Below are 15,040 nucleotides of genomic sequence, written 5' to 3'. Positions count from 1 at the left end.
TAGCCCGGTCGGCCAGGGCTTCCTTCATCCCGCAAATGCGCCATCAGCTTCTCGAACCGGTACCATTTGACCAAGCCCGACAACCGATTCAGCGCCGCATTGGCACCGGCTCCCTTCGGCAACCACGCCTCAATAAAACTCGGCTGCCCAGTCTGCTTCACTGCCATCGTTACCTCCAAGGCTTCTGCCCTAGAGAATCACAATCGCGGATTACGCAACAGGCCCCTTGTGGGAGAAGGTGGCGCGCGCAGCGCGCCGGATGAGGGGTTGCTTCAGCGAATTCGAACGCCAAAGTTTCACTTGTGGAGAGAACCCCTCACCCGCCGAGCTTCGCTCGGCACCCTCTCCCACAAGGGGAGAGGGTAAGCACCGTCCGTTCCGCGCAAACACTCTTGCCACAACCGTGCCGGCATGCGACTGCCGTTCAGCTCTTCTCACGGCCCGGTTCGACACGCCCATGTCCGCCCCCTCCACTGCCCCGCTGCCAGCGCCGGCCGATGGCCGCGACCCGTTGTCGGTGCTGCATTCGGTATTCGGGCTCTCCGGTTTCCGTGGCGCGCAAGGCGAGATCGTCAGGCACGTGACGTCGGGCGGCAATTGCCTGGTGCTGATGCCGACCGGCGGCGGCAAGTCACTCTGCTACCAGCTGCCATCGCTCTTGCGCGAGGGCTGCGGCATCGTGGTGTCGCCGCTGATCGCGCTGATGCGCGACCAGGTCGCAGGGCTGATTGAATCCGGCGTCAACGCCGCCGCGCTGAATTCTTCGCTGACGCCGCAGGAGGCTTCCGAAGTCGAGCGACGCCTGATCGCGGGCGATCTCGACCTGCTCTATGTCGCGCCCGAGCGGCTGGTCACGCCGCGCTGCCTGTCGATGCTGGCGCAGGCCAGGGTCGCGCTGTTTGCGATCGACGAGGCGCACTGCGTCTCGCAATGGGGGCACGATTTTCGTCCTGAATATGTCGCGCTCTCGGTCATCGCCGAGCGCTTTCCCGACGTGCCGCGGATCGCGCTCACCGCCACCGCCGACGAACTGACGCGGAAGGAGATTGTCGAACGGCTGCAACTCTCAGGCGCGCCCCAATTCGTCTCCAGCTTCGACCGGCCGAACATCCGCTACGAGATCGTCGACAAGCGCAATTCCGTGGCGCAATTGAAGGAGTTCCTCCGGGAGCGCCATGCCGGCGACGCCGGCATCGTCTATTGCCTGTCACGCAACCGGGTCGAGGAGGTCGCGGCTGCCTTGAGCGATGCCGGCATTCCGGCGCTGCCCTATCATGCCGGCCTCGACGGCAGTGTGCGCTCGCGCAACCAGGATCGCTTCCTGAACGAAGACGGCATCGTCATCGTCGCGACCGTCGCCTTCGGCATGGGCATCGACAAGCCCGACGTACGCTTCGTCGCGCATCTCGACCTGCCCAAGAGCATCGAGGCCTATTACCAGGAGACAGGGCGCGCCGGCCGCGACGGCAATCCGTCCGCAGCCTGGATGGCTTATGGCCTCTCCGACATCGTGCAGCAGCGCCGGATGATCGACGAGTCCGGCGCCTCCGACGAGTTCAAGCGGGCGTCGATCGGCAAGCTCGACGCGCTGGTGGGGCTTGCCGAGACCGCGCATTGCCGGCGCAGGCGGCTGCTCGCCTATTTCGGCGAGACGGTTACGGTGGAGAATTGCCGCAATTGCGACAACTGCCTGACGCCGCCGCAGATGCGCGACGGCAAGGTGCTGGCGCAAAAGCTGCTCTCCTGCGTCTACCGCACCGGACAGCGCTTCGGCGCCATGCACCTGATCGACGTGCTGGTAGGGCGCCTGACCGAGAAGGTGACGCAGTTCGGCCACGACAAGCTGACGGTGTTCGGTATCGGCCGCGAGCTCAACGAGAAGCAGTGGCGCACGGTGCTCAGGCAATTGGTGGCGATGGGGCACTTGCAGAGCGACAGCGAGGCTTTTGGCGCGCTGAAGCTGACGGAGTCCTCGCGCGGCGTCTTGCGCGGCGAGACGGAAGTCTGGCTGCGCGAGGAAACTCCTGGCACCCACCTTCGCGCCAGCCGCGCGAAATCTCGTCGCGGCGATCTTGCGCCGGCATCGAATGCGCCACAGGGCGACGTCGATCCCGAATTGCGCGCGCGCCTGCGCGCCTGGCGCTCCGAGGTCGCCCGTGAGCGCGGGGTGCCCGCCTATGTCGTGCTGCATGATGCAACGATCGACGGCATCGTGCGCGCCTGGCCGACGACGCTGGATGAACTGCGCAATGTGCCAGGGATCGGCGACAAGAAGCTCGAGCACTACGGCGAAGAGCTGCTGCGGCTGGTGCGAACGAAATGAAATCGCGCGCCAATCACTCAGCTGTCATCCCCGGACAAGTGAGCGTAGCGAGCGCAGATCCGGGATCCATAGCCACAGGCAGATGTCGTTAGCGCAAGCTGGTAACCACGAGTCTTCGCCAAACCACATCCTGTGGTTATGGGTCCCGGGCTCGCGACTTGGTCGCGCCCCGGGACGATAGCCTTGATGGGGCTACAGTGTGCGCCTCAGCCGTTGCGGAACGCGTAGGCGTAGCCGTTGAGCGCGGGTGCACCGCCGAGATGCGCATAGAGAATCTTCGCGCCCTTCTCGAAATAGCCCTTCTTGGTGAGGTCGATCAGGCCCTGCATCGACTTGCCCTCGTAGACGGGGTCGGTGATCATGCCTTCGAGACGCGCGGTGAGGCGGATGGCTTCCTTGGTCTCTTCCGACGGCACGCCGTAGGTCGGATAGGCGTAGTCCTCGACCAGCACGACGTCGTCTTCGACGATCTCCTTGCCGAGTTCGACGAGTTTTGCGGTGTTCTGCGCGATCGAAAGAACTTGTGCCTTGGTCTGCGCCGGCGTGAAGGATGCATCGATGCCGATCACTTTTCGCGCACGGCCGTCCGCGGCGAAGCCGACCAGCATGCCGGCATGGGTCGAGCCGGTGACGGTGCAGACGACGATATAGTCGAACTTGAAGCCGAGATCCTTCTCCTGCTTGCGGACTTCTTCCGCGAAGCCGACATAGCCGAGGCCGCCATATTTATGCACGGAGGCGCCGGCCGGAATCGCGTAAGGCTTGCCGCCCGCGGCCTTCACTTCCTCGAGCGCCTGCTCCCAGCTCTTGCGGATGCCGATGTCAAAACCGTCCTCGACGAGACGAACATCAGCGCCCATCACGCGCGACAGCAGGATGTTGCCGACGCGGTCGTACACGGCGTCCTCGTGCGGCACCCAGGCTTCCTGCACCAGGCGGCACTTCATGCCGATCTTGGCTGCAACCGCGGCGACCATGCGGGTGTGGTTGGACTGCACGCCGCCGATCGACACCAGCGTGTCGGCGTTCGAGGCGATCGCGTCGGGAACGATGTATTCGAGCTTGCGCAGCTTGTTGCCGCCATAGGCGAGACCGGAATTACAGTCCTCACGCTTGGCATAGATCTCGACATTGCCGCCGAGGTGCTTGGACAGACGGTTCAGCTTCTCGATGGGGGTCGGCCCGAAGGTCAGCGGGTAGCGTTCGAATTTTTCCAGCTTCATTGCGAAATCATCCCGATTTGCCATTGAACTGAAGGGAGGAACTATCACCCCCTAGATGAAATGTGCTCTCGAATATTGCGAGGATTTTGCGGGAGATATTGCGATGTTGGCGCAATTGACTAACATTTCTTCCGAAATTTTGCGCTTTGACGGAATTTTCTTCCATGTCCGGCAGGTTAGACCGCACCGACCTTAAGATATTGCGATTGCTGCAGAATAACGGCCGGCTGAGCAACGCGGAGCTGGCGGAAACCGTGGCGATCAGCCCGGCAACCTGCCACCGGCGCACCCAGCGGCTGCTCGAAGAGGGTTTTATCACGGGCGTCCGCGCCATGGTGGCGCCGCGCAAAGTCGCCAAGGGCACGCTGGTGATGGTCGGCGTCGTGCTCGACCGCTCGACGCCGGAGAGCTTTGCGCTCTTCGAGCAGGCGGTAGCGAAGCTGAAATGCGTGCTCGACTGCCACCTCGTCGCCGGCGACTTCGATTATTTCCTCAAGATCCGGGTCGGCGACATGGAGGACTTCAACCGCATCCATGGCGAGCAGCTCATCGCGCTGCCCGGCGCGCGCCAGACCCGCACCTTCTTCGTGATGAAGGAGGTCGTCGACAACGCACCGCTGGAGTTTTGAGCGGCCGGCGCCGTGGCAGGCCACGTTGCTCGCGTCAATCCGGACCGAGATCGCTAGCCGCCCACCGCCCCTTCCGCCGACTCCTCGCGTCCGTCCCTCGCCTTGCCGCGTAGCGCGATCTTGTCGCCGTCGAAGGTGAGCGTCCATGTCCAGGCGTCGCCGCCTCCGACATATTGGAGGTCGATGACAAAGGTTCGCTCGTTCTGCCACGTGCCCTTGGCGGCGCGAACACCGAGAATGCCTGGCGGACTTTTGCGGTACAGGCCATCGAGACCGATCGGCCCGTCGAGGCGGCGCCGCGCGGGATCGCCCGCGCTCGTCTCCACGACGTAACGCGGGTTCTCATCGGCCAGGAACAGCGTCAGTGTTTTGATGCCCGAGGCGTTGTCGGACAATTTGTAGGTCTTGCCCGAGATCGCAGAGGCGGTTGCGGGCGTGGCGCCGACCGATGTCGGCTTCTCCATGGACACGTCCGCGACCAGCTTTGCTAGCTCTTCTGCCGCGGCTGCATCGGCCGGCAAAGCAGACTCGGATTTGACGGCGGCAGAGATCTCGTCGGCCAGCTTGCGGAATGGACAGAAATTGGTCGCCGTCATCACGGCGACGATGTCCTGCTCCCGCAGCACCATGATCACCTGGCAGTGATATCCGACGGTCATGAAGACGGGCTTGTCGGGAATGGCCCAGAACTGGTTGGCGTAGCGCAGCCCGGGTTCAAATCGCGCATTCATGTTGACGGTGGCATGATTGACGGCAACGAGGAAATCCGCCGGTAGCAATTGCTTGCCGGCCCACTCGCCGTTGCGCAGATAGAGATAGCCGATCTTCGCCATGTCCCGCGGTCGCATCGCAAGGCCGAAGCCGCCGATCGGGAGCTTTTGCGGATCGCGACGCCAGAACGGCTGAGCGATCCCGAGTGGCCCGAACAGCTTCTCCTGCGCATAGTCAGCGGTGCTCTTGCCGGTGATCCTTGCCACGATCGCGGATAGCAGATGCGAACCGCCGCTGTCGTAGTAGAACACTTCGCCCGGCGCATGCGCCATCGGGCGATCGAGGATGAATTGGACCCAATTGGAGCTCGCGCCCATGTCGCGAAGCGACTGCTCCCGGCCGCCGACATACCCCTCGTCCCACTCGAGGCCGGATGTCATGTTGAGCAACTGCTGGACCGTAATGGCCTTCTTGCGCTCGTCGAGATTGGCGACGTCGCGATCGGAAAAGAAATCCAGCATCGGACGATCGAGACGATCCAGCAGGCCATCCTTGTAGGCCATCGCCAGCAGCGTCGCGACCACCGCCTTGGTGGAGGAGTTGATCACGTGCGGCATATCAGCCGTATAAGGTGCGTAATAGGCATCGAGCACGATGCGGCCGTGGCGCGTCACCAGCAGGCTGTTGAAGCTGCGCGGGATGCCGGACGCGACCAGTTTGGCCAACGCAGCCGAATCCATGCCCTGCTCTTCCGGCGTAGAGGTCTGCCATTGAGCGGTCGGCCAGATCGGCTCAGTGCCCTGTGCACTTGCGGTGCCGGAGTAGACTGACGTGAGGAGGACGAGCGTGCCAAGCAGGGCCTTGCTTCGTGATGAACGCCTGACGACGAAATCAGCCACCTGCATGCTCTACCCTGCCTGTGATCGTTGCGCAGAGGCATATACCACAGGCGGCATCTGCTCAATGACACAATCTTCTGATTTGCACGACCTCCGCCACCTCGTCGCCGGCGACTTCGATTATTTCCTGAAAATCCGGGTCGGCGGCATGGAGGATTTCAACCGCATCAATGGCGAGCAGCAGACCCGCACCTTCTTCGTGATGAAGGAGGTCGGCGCCGCTGGAGTTTTGAGCGGCCCGCGCCGTCACGAGACCTGTTCGGCGACGCGCTCCGCCGCGACCACGCCGCGCTCGCTGTCCTCGGGCCGCATCGCGATCACCGAGATCAGGCCGAGACCGACGCCGATCATGACGTAGAAGATCGGCGCGAGCGGGGAACCCGTCAGCGTGATCAGCCAGGTCACGAAGAACTGGGCGAAGCCGCCGAAGATCAGTACCGCGACGTTGTTGACGATCGCAAGCGCGGTCGAGCGGACGCGGATCGGGAACAGCTCGACCAGCGTGGTGCAGTAGACGCCGAGGAAGAACGCGCTGAAGAAGCCGATCACGACCTGGGCGACCAGGAGCTTTGCGATCGACGGTTCGGAAATCACCCAGGCATAGAGCGGATAGAGCGAGACGAAATAGCCGGTGAGCGATGCGAGCAGCAGCGGCTTGCGCGGATAGCGGTCGGAGAAGGCGCCGGCGATGGGGACAACGACGACCATCACGATCGCCGCGATCATCTGCACCAGAAAGCTCTGCATCAGCGGCAGCTTCAGCACTTCCTTGGCGTAGGTCACGGTATAGCCGAAAGTGACGTAGAACGAGACCGCGCTCGCGACCACCATGCCCATCCCGATCAGGAAGTTGCGGCCGGGGTGCTTCAGCGCGGCGATGAAGCGCTCCTTGTGCACGGCCGCCATGTTGCGCTGGGACGCTTCGGGCTCGACGACTTTGGCGCGCATGTAGAGCAGGATCGGAACGATCACGAGGCCGACGAAGAACGGGATGCGCCAAGCGCCGGCCGCGAGCTGCTCCTGCGTGAACGTGAGCGTGAGGACGGCACCGAGCACCGCGCCCAGAACATTCGCCATGAGCTGGCCAGCGATCTGCCAGGAGCCGTAGAAGCCGGTGCGGCCGGCAGGCGCCGCCTCGATCAGGTAGGCCGTCGAGGTGCCGAACTCGCCGCCGACGGAGAAGCCCTGAAGCAGCCGTGCCAGCAGCACGATCAACGGCGCGGCGATACCGGCCGTCGCATAGGTCGGCGTCAACGCGAGCAGTGCGACCGAGAGCGCCATGATACCCATGCCAAGCGTCATCGCCGCCTTCCGCCCCTTGCGGTCGCCGAAATAGCCGAGCACGAGACCGCCGACCGGCCGCATGAAGAAGCCGGTGCCGAACAGCGCGGTGGTGAGCAACAGCGCGTTGATCTCGCTGCCCGGGACCTTCGGGTCGACGGGGAAGAACAGGTTCTTGATGACCGGCGTCATCAGCGCGAACACCGTGAAGTCGTACCACTCCATCGCGTTGCCTGCGATCGCCGCCACGATGGCTTTTCTGTTCGTCTGCATCTCGCGCTTGCCTGTCCGGTTGGTGGGTTACTCGGCGGGTTGATGAATGGCGTCGGCGTCGATCCATTCGTCGCCGAGGATCTCGGGCGTGGCGAACGCCTTGAGATTGGCAAAATGGATCTCGCGATCCTCGACGAAGAGGCGGCGGACGATGCCGCGGGCGAGCCGGTCGGCGCCTTCGCTGATCGCGGGGATATCGCCGGAGAGCTTTCCATGGCTCAGCGTGGCCGGATAGTTGAAGCCGTAGAGCCGCGACAGCATGGGACAGGCGCCGGTTACCCTCTCCTGGAACTGGAAGATGTCGCCGAGATCGGGCGAGCCTTCGAGCTCGGCATTATCCATGCCGACAGGCGTCGGGAAGCGATCGCGCCAGAAGCGGATATAGGGCGCGAACTCCTTCAGCTCGGGCCGCAACGCGAGATCGACCTTGAAGCCGGTGCCGAAGATGATGAAGTCGGTCTCATAACGACCCTTCGGCGTCGTCACGACGAGATGATCGCCTTCGACGACGAGATCATCGATCGGGCTTGCGAGATGGAAATGCGCGTGCGGATAGGCGGAGACGCGCAGCACGCTCTGCCGCGGCGGCGGCGTCTGCGCTTTCAGCGTGTGGTCGAGGAAGCGCCATTTCCACTGGTCTGTGAGGCCGGCAAAGCCGTGCACGACGCCCTGACTGCCGATGCCCGTGAATTTGTTGATGCGCGGAATGTCCGCGCGCCGAATGAAGAGATCGAGCCGCGCGGCGCCGCTCTCCAGCGCCACCGCCGCATTGTCCATCGCCGATGCGCCCGCGCCGATCACGGCGACGCGCTTGCCGCGCAGCTTTTCGAAGTCGATCGCATCGGACGAATGCGCCCAGAAGCGCCGGTCGATGCCATCGGCCAGCGGCGGCACGTAGGCGCCGCCAAGGCCGTCGCGCCCGGTCGCCAGCACGACATGGCGCGCCAGGATCTTTCGCGGCGCGCCGCGCTCGCTGACATCGAGCTCGAACAGCTCGTCGGCACGCGCGTGGATGCGCGCGACCGTCACCTCGTTGCGGACCGGCAGGTTGAGCACCTTGCGATACCAGACGAGATAATCCATCCACATCGTGCGCGGTGCGCGGTCGAGCGCCTTCCAGGCGTCGCGGCCGTATTGCGCTTCATAGAACGCGCGAAAGGTCAGCGCCGGCATGCCCATCGCGGGGCCGGTCAACTCCTTCGGCGAACGCAGCGTGCGCATCCGCGCGAAGGTAACCCATGGCCCCTCTTCGCCGGCGCGCGCACGATCGAACACCAAATGGTTGTCGACGCCGAGCCGCTTCAACACGGCGGAGGCAACGAGGCCCGCCATGCCGGCGCCGACGATCACGACGTCGACGACGGCTTCGCCATCCACGACACGACGCGGCACCCAGGATCTGGCCGGCAGTTCCAGCCAAGACAAATCCTGCTTGAGTCGCTCCTCGAGCGCCGCGAGGCCGGCTGCGTTTGGCGTCATCGTCGTCATGAGTTGGCTTTCTCGAATTCGTCGGCTGCCTCATTGGGCTCGAGGCTTGCGGCGGCGCCGCTGTGCAGCTTTGCGCCGGGCATCAGCGCCACCGCCGCGCGTAACGCGTCGTTGAGTGCCGCAACCGTCGGCGTCAGCTCGCGCCCGGTTGGCGAGAGGGCAGCAAACAGGAAAGGAATGGAGACATCGAGACGCCGGGTGACGACGCCTGCTACCGGAAGGCTCGACGTCAGCACCGGCTCGACGATGGCGATGCCGAGCGACTGCTTGGCCATCGCGATCGCGGTCATCGAGGAATTGGTGTCGATGATCTCTGCGGGCATCACGGCCTCGCGCTCCAGCGCTTCGTCTACCCGACGGCGCAGCCGGTAGGGATTGGCCATCGTCAGAAGACGGCCGCCGCCGAGATCTTTCAGCCGGATCACTTTCTTCTTCGCGAGCGGATGATCCATCGCGAGGCAAGCGACGCACGGCACCTCGCAGACCCATTGCACGTCGAGGCCGGGATGCTGGACCGGCAGGCTGGCGAGCCCGAAATCCACCGATTGCGACAGCACCGACTGCACGACGTTCTCGGCCGAAAGCGCCTGCACATGCACTTGGCCCGGCAGCAGATCGCGCTCCAGCGCGGCAAGCGCGGCCGGGATGAAGCCCGCTGCGAGCGCCGGGATCGCGGCGAGGCTCAGCACCGGAAGCGCACCGGCGCCGATCGCGTTGGCGCGCTGGCGGATGTGCTTCAGGCCCATCAACAGCCGTTCGACCTCGGCATGAAACAGCACGCCCTTCGCCGTCGGGCTGATGCGCGGACCATTGCGGGTGAACAGGAGGTAGCCGACATCGGCCTCGAGGTCCTGGATCTGCCGTGTCACCACAGGCTGCGAACGGCCGAGCAGCCGCGCCGCGCCAGTGATGCTGCCGGCCGACATCACCGCCGCGAAGGCCTCCAAGAGCCGGATGTCGATAATTTCATTGTTCATGGGCGCGCCGCTTGGATTATTCGAATACAGCATGAATGATATTTCTTGATGCGCAAGAAGAATTATGAGAGATTTTTGTCATGCCAAAGGAGCCAGTCCCTTTCCGCCATCAAGACCCGGCCGGACCGGCCTACAGGCGCGGCTGGGTCGACGAGGCCGTGGCAGCGATCGAAGCGGACCAGTGCCGCACGGCTGATACGCATCTGATCCGCCTGATCGTGCCGGCGCTGGCAGGCATCGACATCTATCTCAAGGATGAGTCGACCCATCCGACCGGCAGCCTGAAACACCGGCTGGCCCGATCGCTATTCCTCTACGCGCTCTGCAACGGCCACATCCGCGAAGGTACGCCTATGATCGAGGCCTCGTCGGGATCGACGGCAGTCTCGGAGGCCTATTTCGCGCAGATGATCGGCGTGCCCTTCTATGCGGTGATGCCGCGCACGACCTCGGCGGAAAAAATCGCCGCGATCGAGCATTACGGCGGCAACTGCCATCTGATCGACGACGGCCGCGCGCTCTATGCGGAAGCCGCTGCGCTCGCCGCGCGGCTGAACGGCCACTACATGGATCAGTTCACCTTTGCCGAGCGTGCCACCGACTGGCGCGGCAACAACAACATCGCCGAGTCGATCTTCACCCAGCTCAAGGGCGAGCCGCGCCCGGTGCCGGACTGGATCGTGATGGGCGCCGGCACCGGCGGCACTTCGGCGACGATCGGCCGCTATTTGCGCTATCGGCAATATCCGACACGACTGTGCGTCGCCGACGTCGAGCATTCCGCCTTCTTCGACTGCTTCAGCACCCAGGACCGCACGCAGATCTGCGAGCGGCCCTCGCTGATCGAAGGCGTCGGCCGTCCGCGCTGCGAGCCCTCCTTCGTGCCCGGTGTGGTCGACCGCATGATGAAGATTCCGGACGCCGCGACGATCGCCGCGATGAATTTGCTGACACGCCGGCTGCGCCGGGCGGTCGGCGGATCCACCGGCACCAATTTCCTGGCGCTGTGCCGGCTCGCCGACGAGATGCGCAACGCGGGCGAGACGGGATCGCTGGTGACGCTGATCTGCGATTCCGGCGAGCGCTACCGTCAGACCTACTATGAGCCGCAATGGCTCGCCGCGCGCGGGCTCGACCCCGCGCCCTATGAAGCCGAGTTGTCGGCCTTCCTGGAAACAGGCAAGCCGCTCAGCTTTGCGGTCGCGGATGCCGCGAACCCACAGAGTTCGCGAGGTGCCGCGTGACGCTGATCGAAACGATGGCCGGCGTGCCCGAGGGGTCACGGCTTGGTCAGGCGCTGAAAGCGCGTGCCGAGATTCTTCGGCTGAGCGAAGCCGCCCATGACGCGGTGCTGGTGCCGCGGGAGCCGGGCGGGCTGAGCCACGGCCTGCGCGCTGCGCTCGCGGCACGGATGTGCCGGCATGTCGGCGATGCCGCGCTGACCGCACATTACGAATCCTATCTCGCGCATTCGCATGATCTGGATGTCGTCGCCCTCGCCGAGCCCGGCGGCGCTTGCGGCAATGCGCTGGACGACGCCATGGCGCGTCACGCCGACCTGTTGACGCTCTCCCCGCGCGAGGCGACGCGACAGGACATCGAGACGCTGAAGGCCGCCGGCGTCAGCGAGGCCGACATCGTGCGGCTCTCGGAGCTCGCCGCCTTCGTGAACTATCAGTTGCGGGTCGTTGCGGGCCTAAAGCTTCTCAAAGCAGTCGAGGCCCGATGAGCAAGGTCGTTCACACCTTCACCGCTGCGATACCGACCTGGTCGCCCTACGTCACCCCGGTTGAGCTCGCCTCCGCAACGCCGGAGCAGCTCGCGGCGATGAAGGTCACGCCGTCGAACAAGGGCGTGTCGCCTTACGTGCTGACGCTGGCGCACGATCCGGAATCGCTCGAGGTCCGCTCGCCGCTGTTCAACATGATCATGTACGGCAAGGACGGCCTGTCCTCTGCCGAGCGCGAGCTCGGCGCGCTCAGCGCCTCCATCGTCAACCGCTGCATCTACTGTACGGCCGTCCACGCCTCGCGCTTCATCGGCCTTACGGGGCAGAACGATGTCGTCGAAGACATCTTTGCCGACGAGCGCGACGCCACGCTGGAGACGCGGCAGCAGGCCTTGTTCGATTTCGCCACGAAACTCTCGACCACGCCGATCGAAGCCACGGCGGACGACGCCCTCAAACTGGCTAACGCCGGTCTCAGCGAGCTCGAGCAGCTTGACATCGTGCTCTCGGCCGCGATCTTCGGCTGGGCCAACCGGCTGATGCACACGCTCGGCGAGCCGCGGGCGTGACGCCTGATGTCACCGGTTGGGAGCTCAGTCCTCCCATGTCCGAATGCTGAGCGCCGGCGCCAGAAAATCGGTCCAGAGCAGATAGCCGCCCAGCAAGGCCAGGAAACCGCCGACGAAGAGCAGCCGGAAATAGACGGCTTCACTCAAAAAAAGCTCAACGCCCGCGATATACAAGCCGGCGGCGAACATCGCGCTGGCAAGAACAAACACGACGAACTTTCGCATCCCGGGCGCTCTCTTGATCAAACCTACCCGCCTTTGTCGGCGATCGGGAGAGACCGGTTCGCAAACTCGAGCCTAATTCCGCCAACCAGGGTTATGGCGCCATCGCAGCGTCACGAAGCGTCTTCGCAAGCCCGTCAGCCGCGGCGAGATTGGCCGGCAGCACTGCCGCGGAATTTACGGCGCCTGCGACCTCAAAAGACCGCGATGCGCATGTCACGGCAACTTCACTTGCCTCGCGCGAGCATGCGGGCGACGTTCGCCGTTCCCAGAACGAGGAGACCTGCCGTGCGCCTTCCCATTCTCGATCCGAAAGAGCTGACCGCCGAGCAGAAGCCGCTCTATGACGACATGCGAGCGGGCATCAAGGATCATTTCAAGGGCTTTGTGAACATGCGCGAGGACGGCGCGCTGCTCGGCCCCTGGAATCCGTGGCTCCGCGAGCCGCGCTTCGGCGGGCCGGTGTGGGAGCTGGTCAAGGCGATCGCGTCGAACCCATTGCTGCCGGCGCCGGTGCGCGAGGTCGCGATCCTCGTGACCGGCTCGCATTTCCGCTCCGGCTACGAGCTCTATGCCCATGTACTGGTCGCCGAGCAGCGCGGCCTGTCCGACGAGAAGCTCGCGACCATCGTAGCCGGCCAGCGGCCGGTCGACCTGACCAAGCAGGAGGCCGTCGCCTACGACATGGCGTCCTCTCTCGTGAGCGGTGGCGTGCTGCCCGAGCTGACCTGGCGCGCGGCGGTGAAGGAGTTCGGCGAGCACGGCGCGGCCGAATTGTCTTATCTCGTCGGCGTCTATTGCATGGTCTCGGTCACGCTGAACACGTTCGACGTGCCGGTGCCGGATTAGACGCCGGCCTCGCTTGCCCGATCACTCCGCCGCCTTGCTTGCGGGCGGCGGTGGCGACCAGGCGATGCAGCGATTGCGGCCTTCAGCCTTGGCCTGGTAGAGCGCGTGATCGGCCGCGCTCATCAACGCATCGGTGCCGGACATGCTGACGCTGGCCTCGGCGATGCCGATGCTCACAGTGACGCCGAACCGGATCTTGTGGGCGACGATGTGCGAGCTCATCACGCGCTTGCGGATGCGCTCGGCGACCGTTCTCGCACGGGACAGGCTGGTCTCGGGCAAGAGGACCGCGAACTCCTCGCCGCCAAGGCGGCCGACGATATCAGACTTGCGCTTGCCATCGAGGCACGCGGCAGCGACCGTCTTGATCGCGGCGTCGCCGACCCCATGGCCATAGCGGTCGTTGACCGACTTGAAGTGATCGATGTCGAGCATCAACACCGAGACCGAGCGATAATAGCGCTGGAAGCGGCTCCATTCGGCATCGAGGCTTTCCAGGAAATGGCGGCGGTTGAAGAGGCCGGTGAGCGGATCGGTCGTGGCCAGCGTCTCCAGCATCTTGGCCTTTTGCGTGAGGTCGGTGATGTCGACATAGGTCAGCATGCGGCCGCCATTCGACATCGTCGTGCAATGAGCGCGGATGCGCCGACCATCGGGCGTCTGAAGGTCGCGCACGTGATCGCCGGCCTTGACCTCTTCGACGCGCTTGGCCGGAAACCTTGCCAGCTCGCCTGGGGGAAGATCCGGCGCGCTGGCACGATGCACGCGCCGCACCAGCGACGCGTAGGCCGGCCGGGCCGCCGCTTCCTCTTCGCTCACCTCCCAGAACCGCCGCATCCGCCGGTTCATGAAGCTCGCGTTCAGGTCGGAGTCGAGGAGAAGCACGCCATCCTGGACGTTCTCCAGCGCGTCACGCAGAAGCTTCAGTTCGTCGGAGGAGCGCACGATATCGGTGACGGGGGTGTAGGTCAGCATCCGCCCGCCATCGGGCAGAGGGGTACACTGCACGCGCATGACATCGCCGTTGGTTCGGCGCAGATCGACCGGCGTGGGATCTCCTGCCTCAATCTGGCGAACACGCATTGCAACGAGCGCATCGAGCTCCGCGGCCGGCACTTCGTAGGCCCCGGTATCCCTTCCGTGATAGAGCAGCGTGAGGATTGAGGGATTGCTGTCGGCGACCTCCTCGGGCAGCCGCCACATCTGGCGGAATGACCGGTTGATCAGGCGCGCCCTGAGCTGCGCGTCGAGCAGCACGATGCCGGTCGGCACGTGATCGAGCGCGGCGCGCAGCGCCAGCATCTGGCTGCGCATCAAGGCGTCGCCGCGCCGCGCCGGCGGCCCCTCGTTCCTCGCCTCGCCACTGGCCCTGCCGAGAGCGACACCGATCTCGCGGTCGGAACGCCAGACCACGCGACAGGCCAGCAACTCGTCGTCCGCCAGCTTCAACTGGAACTGGTCAGGCACGCCAAGGCCGGTGTCGAGCTGGAGCATCGCCCCCTCCTCCGACATGCGGCGCACCACGCAATCGAGCGACGATTGCCCAAAGTTGAAGATAATCTTCCCGGCCAGGAACGTTCGTTCCGGCGTCAAGCGGGGCATCACAACCTCCCAGACGAAACCGGTTTCAGTCTGCCGCAGCGCTCCTTGCGGCAGGATAACGCAGCTGGCGATTTCACGAGAAAGGCTAACGATCGGTTGACGCGCGCAGCTCAAGGCGCGCCGGGCGCGCGAAAAAGCCCGTTGCTCATCAGTGCGCACGAGTGGCGGCCGCGCACCACCATCCGGACAATTCCGGGACATCGGACATCCACTCAACCGAAAGATCCACTCCGCCCGAAAATCAGTTGCGCACGACGTAAATGGG

13 protein-coding genes and 1 pseudogene are annotated in these 15,040 nt (G+C 64.5%); 7 read left to right on the top strand and 7 right to left on the bottom strand.

Translation table 11 applies throughout. From position 1 onward, the window contains the following. Positions 1-457: 457 nt before the first annotated feature. A complete protein-coding gene (gene recQ, locus YUU_RS0138100; protein ID WP_027527030.1) occupies positions 458-2,323 on the top strand; it encodes a DNA helicase RecQ in 1,866 nt (621 codons plus the stop codon). A gap of 206 nt (positions 2,324-2,529) precedes the next feature. Here recQ and YUU_RS0138095 read toward each other — a convergent pair whose 3' ends face one another. Continuing rightward, the gene (locus YUU_RS0138095) at positions 2,530-3,546 is read right to left on the bottom strand and encodes a 1-aminocyclopropane-1-carboxylate deaminase (protein WP_027527029.1); all 1,017 of its coding nucleotides are present in this window, start codon (positions 3,544-3,546) and stop codon (positions 2,530-2,532) included. Between the two features lie 164 nt (positions 3,547-3,710). Here YUU_RS0138095 and YUU_RS0138090 point away from each other — a divergent pair, with 164 nt between their 5' ends. Continuing rightward, positions 3,711-4,175, top strand: coding sequence for an Lrp/AsnC family transcriptional regulator (locus YUU_RS0138090; RefSeq protein WP_027527028.1), 465 nt, complete (start codon positions 3,711-3,713; stop codon positions 4,173-4,175). A 53-nt stretch (positions 4,176-4,228) separates the two neighbouring features. On the opposite strand, the gene YUU_RS0138085 is transcribed toward YUU_RS0138090, so the two are convergent. Further along, positions 4,229-5,785, bottom strand: coding sequence for a serine hydrolase (locus YUU_RS0138085; protein ID WP_245288228.1), 1,557 nt, complete (start codon positions 5,783-5,785; stop codon positions 4,229-4,231). Positions 5,786-5,882: 97 nt separating this feature from the next. Between YUU_RS0138085 and YUU_RS61665 the strand changes: the two are divergent. Continuing rightward, positions 5,883-5,999 (top strand): annotated as a pseudogene (locus YUU_RS61665) (Lrp/AsnC ligand binding domain-containing protein); the annotation flags it as partial. A 32-nt stretch (positions 6,000-6,031) separates the two neighbouring features. Here YUU_RS61665 and YUU_RS0138075 read toward each other — a convergent pair. From YUU_RS0138075 to YUU_RS0138065, 3 genes are read right to left on the bottom strand one after another with little or no spacing between them, the layout of a single operon-like run. Further along, positions 6,032-7,339, bottom strand: coding sequence for a citrate-proton symporter (locus YUU_RS0138075; protein WP_027527025.1), 1,308 nt, complete (start codon positions 7,337-7,339; stop codon positions 6,032-6,034). A 27-nt stretch (positions 7,340-7,366) separates the two neighbouring features. After that, positions 7,367-8,827, bottom strand: a complete 1,461-nt coding sequence (locus YUU_RS0138070; protein WP_027527024.1) for an NAD(P)-binding domain-containing protein — start codon at positions 8,825-8,827, stop codon at positions 7,367-7,369. Further along, the gene (locus YUU_RS0138065) at positions 8,824-9,804 is read right to left on the bottom strand and encodes a LysR family transcriptional regulator (RefSeq protein ID WP_027527023.1); all 981 of its coding nucleotides are present in this window, start codon (positions 9,802-9,804) and stop codon (positions 8,824-8,826) included. The genes YUU_RS0138070 and YUU_RS0138065 overlap by 4 nt, the downstream gene beginning before the upstream one ends. An 80-nt stretch (positions 9,805-9,884) precedes the next feature. Here YUU_RS0138065 and YUU_RS0138060 point away from each other — a divergent pair, with 80 nt between their 5' ends. Genes YUU_RS0138060 through YUU_RS0138050 form a run of 3 tightly spaced genes read left to right on the top strand, consistent with a single transcriptional unit; the run spans position 9,885 to position 12,102 of the window. Beyond that, a complete protein-coding gene (locus YUU_RS0138060) occupies positions 9,885-11,048 on the top strand; it encodes a PLP-dependent cysteine synthase family protein (protein WP_027527022.1) in 1,164 nt (387 codons plus the stop codon). Next, positions 11,045-11,533 (top strand): CMD domain-containing protein, encoded by a 489-nt coding sequence (locus YUU_RS0138055; RefSeq protein ID WP_027527021.1) that lies wholly within the window; start codon positions 11,045-11,047, stop codon positions 11,531-11,533. Before YUU_RS0138060 ends, YUU_RS0138055 begins: the two co-directional genes overlap by 4 nt. Then, positions 11,530-12,102 (top strand): peroxidase-related enzyme, encoded by a 573-nt coding sequence (locus YUU_RS0138050; protein ID WP_027527020.1) that lies wholly within the window; start codon positions 11,530-11,532, stop codon positions 12,100-12,102. The genes YUU_RS0138055 and YUU_RS0138050 overlap by 4 nt, the downstream gene beginning before the upstream one ends. 24 nt (positions 12,103-12,126) lie before the next feature. Here the strand turns inward: YUU_RS0138050 and YUU_RS0138045 are convergent, their stop codons facing one another. Then, positions 12,127-12,327, bottom strand: a complete 201-nt coding sequence (locus tag YUU_RS0138045; protein WP_156944741.1) for a hypothetical protein — start codon at positions 12,325-12,327, stop codon at positions 12,127-12,129. 285 nt (positions 12,328-12,612) lie between these two features. Between YUU_RS0138045 and YUU_RS0138040 the strand changes: the two genes are divergently transcribed. Then, positions 12,613-13,173, top strand: a complete 561-nt coding sequence (locus tag YUU_RS0138040; protein ID WP_027527018.1) for a carboxymuconolactone decarboxylase family protein — start codon at positions 12,613-12,615, stop codon at positions 13,171-13,173. 21 nt (positions 13,174-13,194) lie between these two features. Here the strand turns inward: YUU_RS0138040 and YUU_RS0138035 are convergent, their stop codons facing one another. Then, positions 13,195-14,775, bottom strand: a complete 1,581-nt coding sequence (locus YUU_RS0138035) for a diguanylate cyclase (protein WP_027527017.1) — start codon at positions 14,773-14,775, stop codon at positions 13,195-13,197. Positions 14,776-15,040 lie beyond the last annotated feature (265 nt).

The organism is Bradyrhizobium sp. Ec3.3, assembly GCF_000472925.1.
Taxonomy (GTDB): domain Bacteria; phylum Pseudomonadota; class Alphaproteobacteria; order Rhizobiales; family Xanthobacteraceae; genus Bradyrhizobium.
The sequence above is the reverse complement of the archived record's forward strand: the minus strand, read 5'-3'. Positions and strand labels throughout refer to the sequence as shown.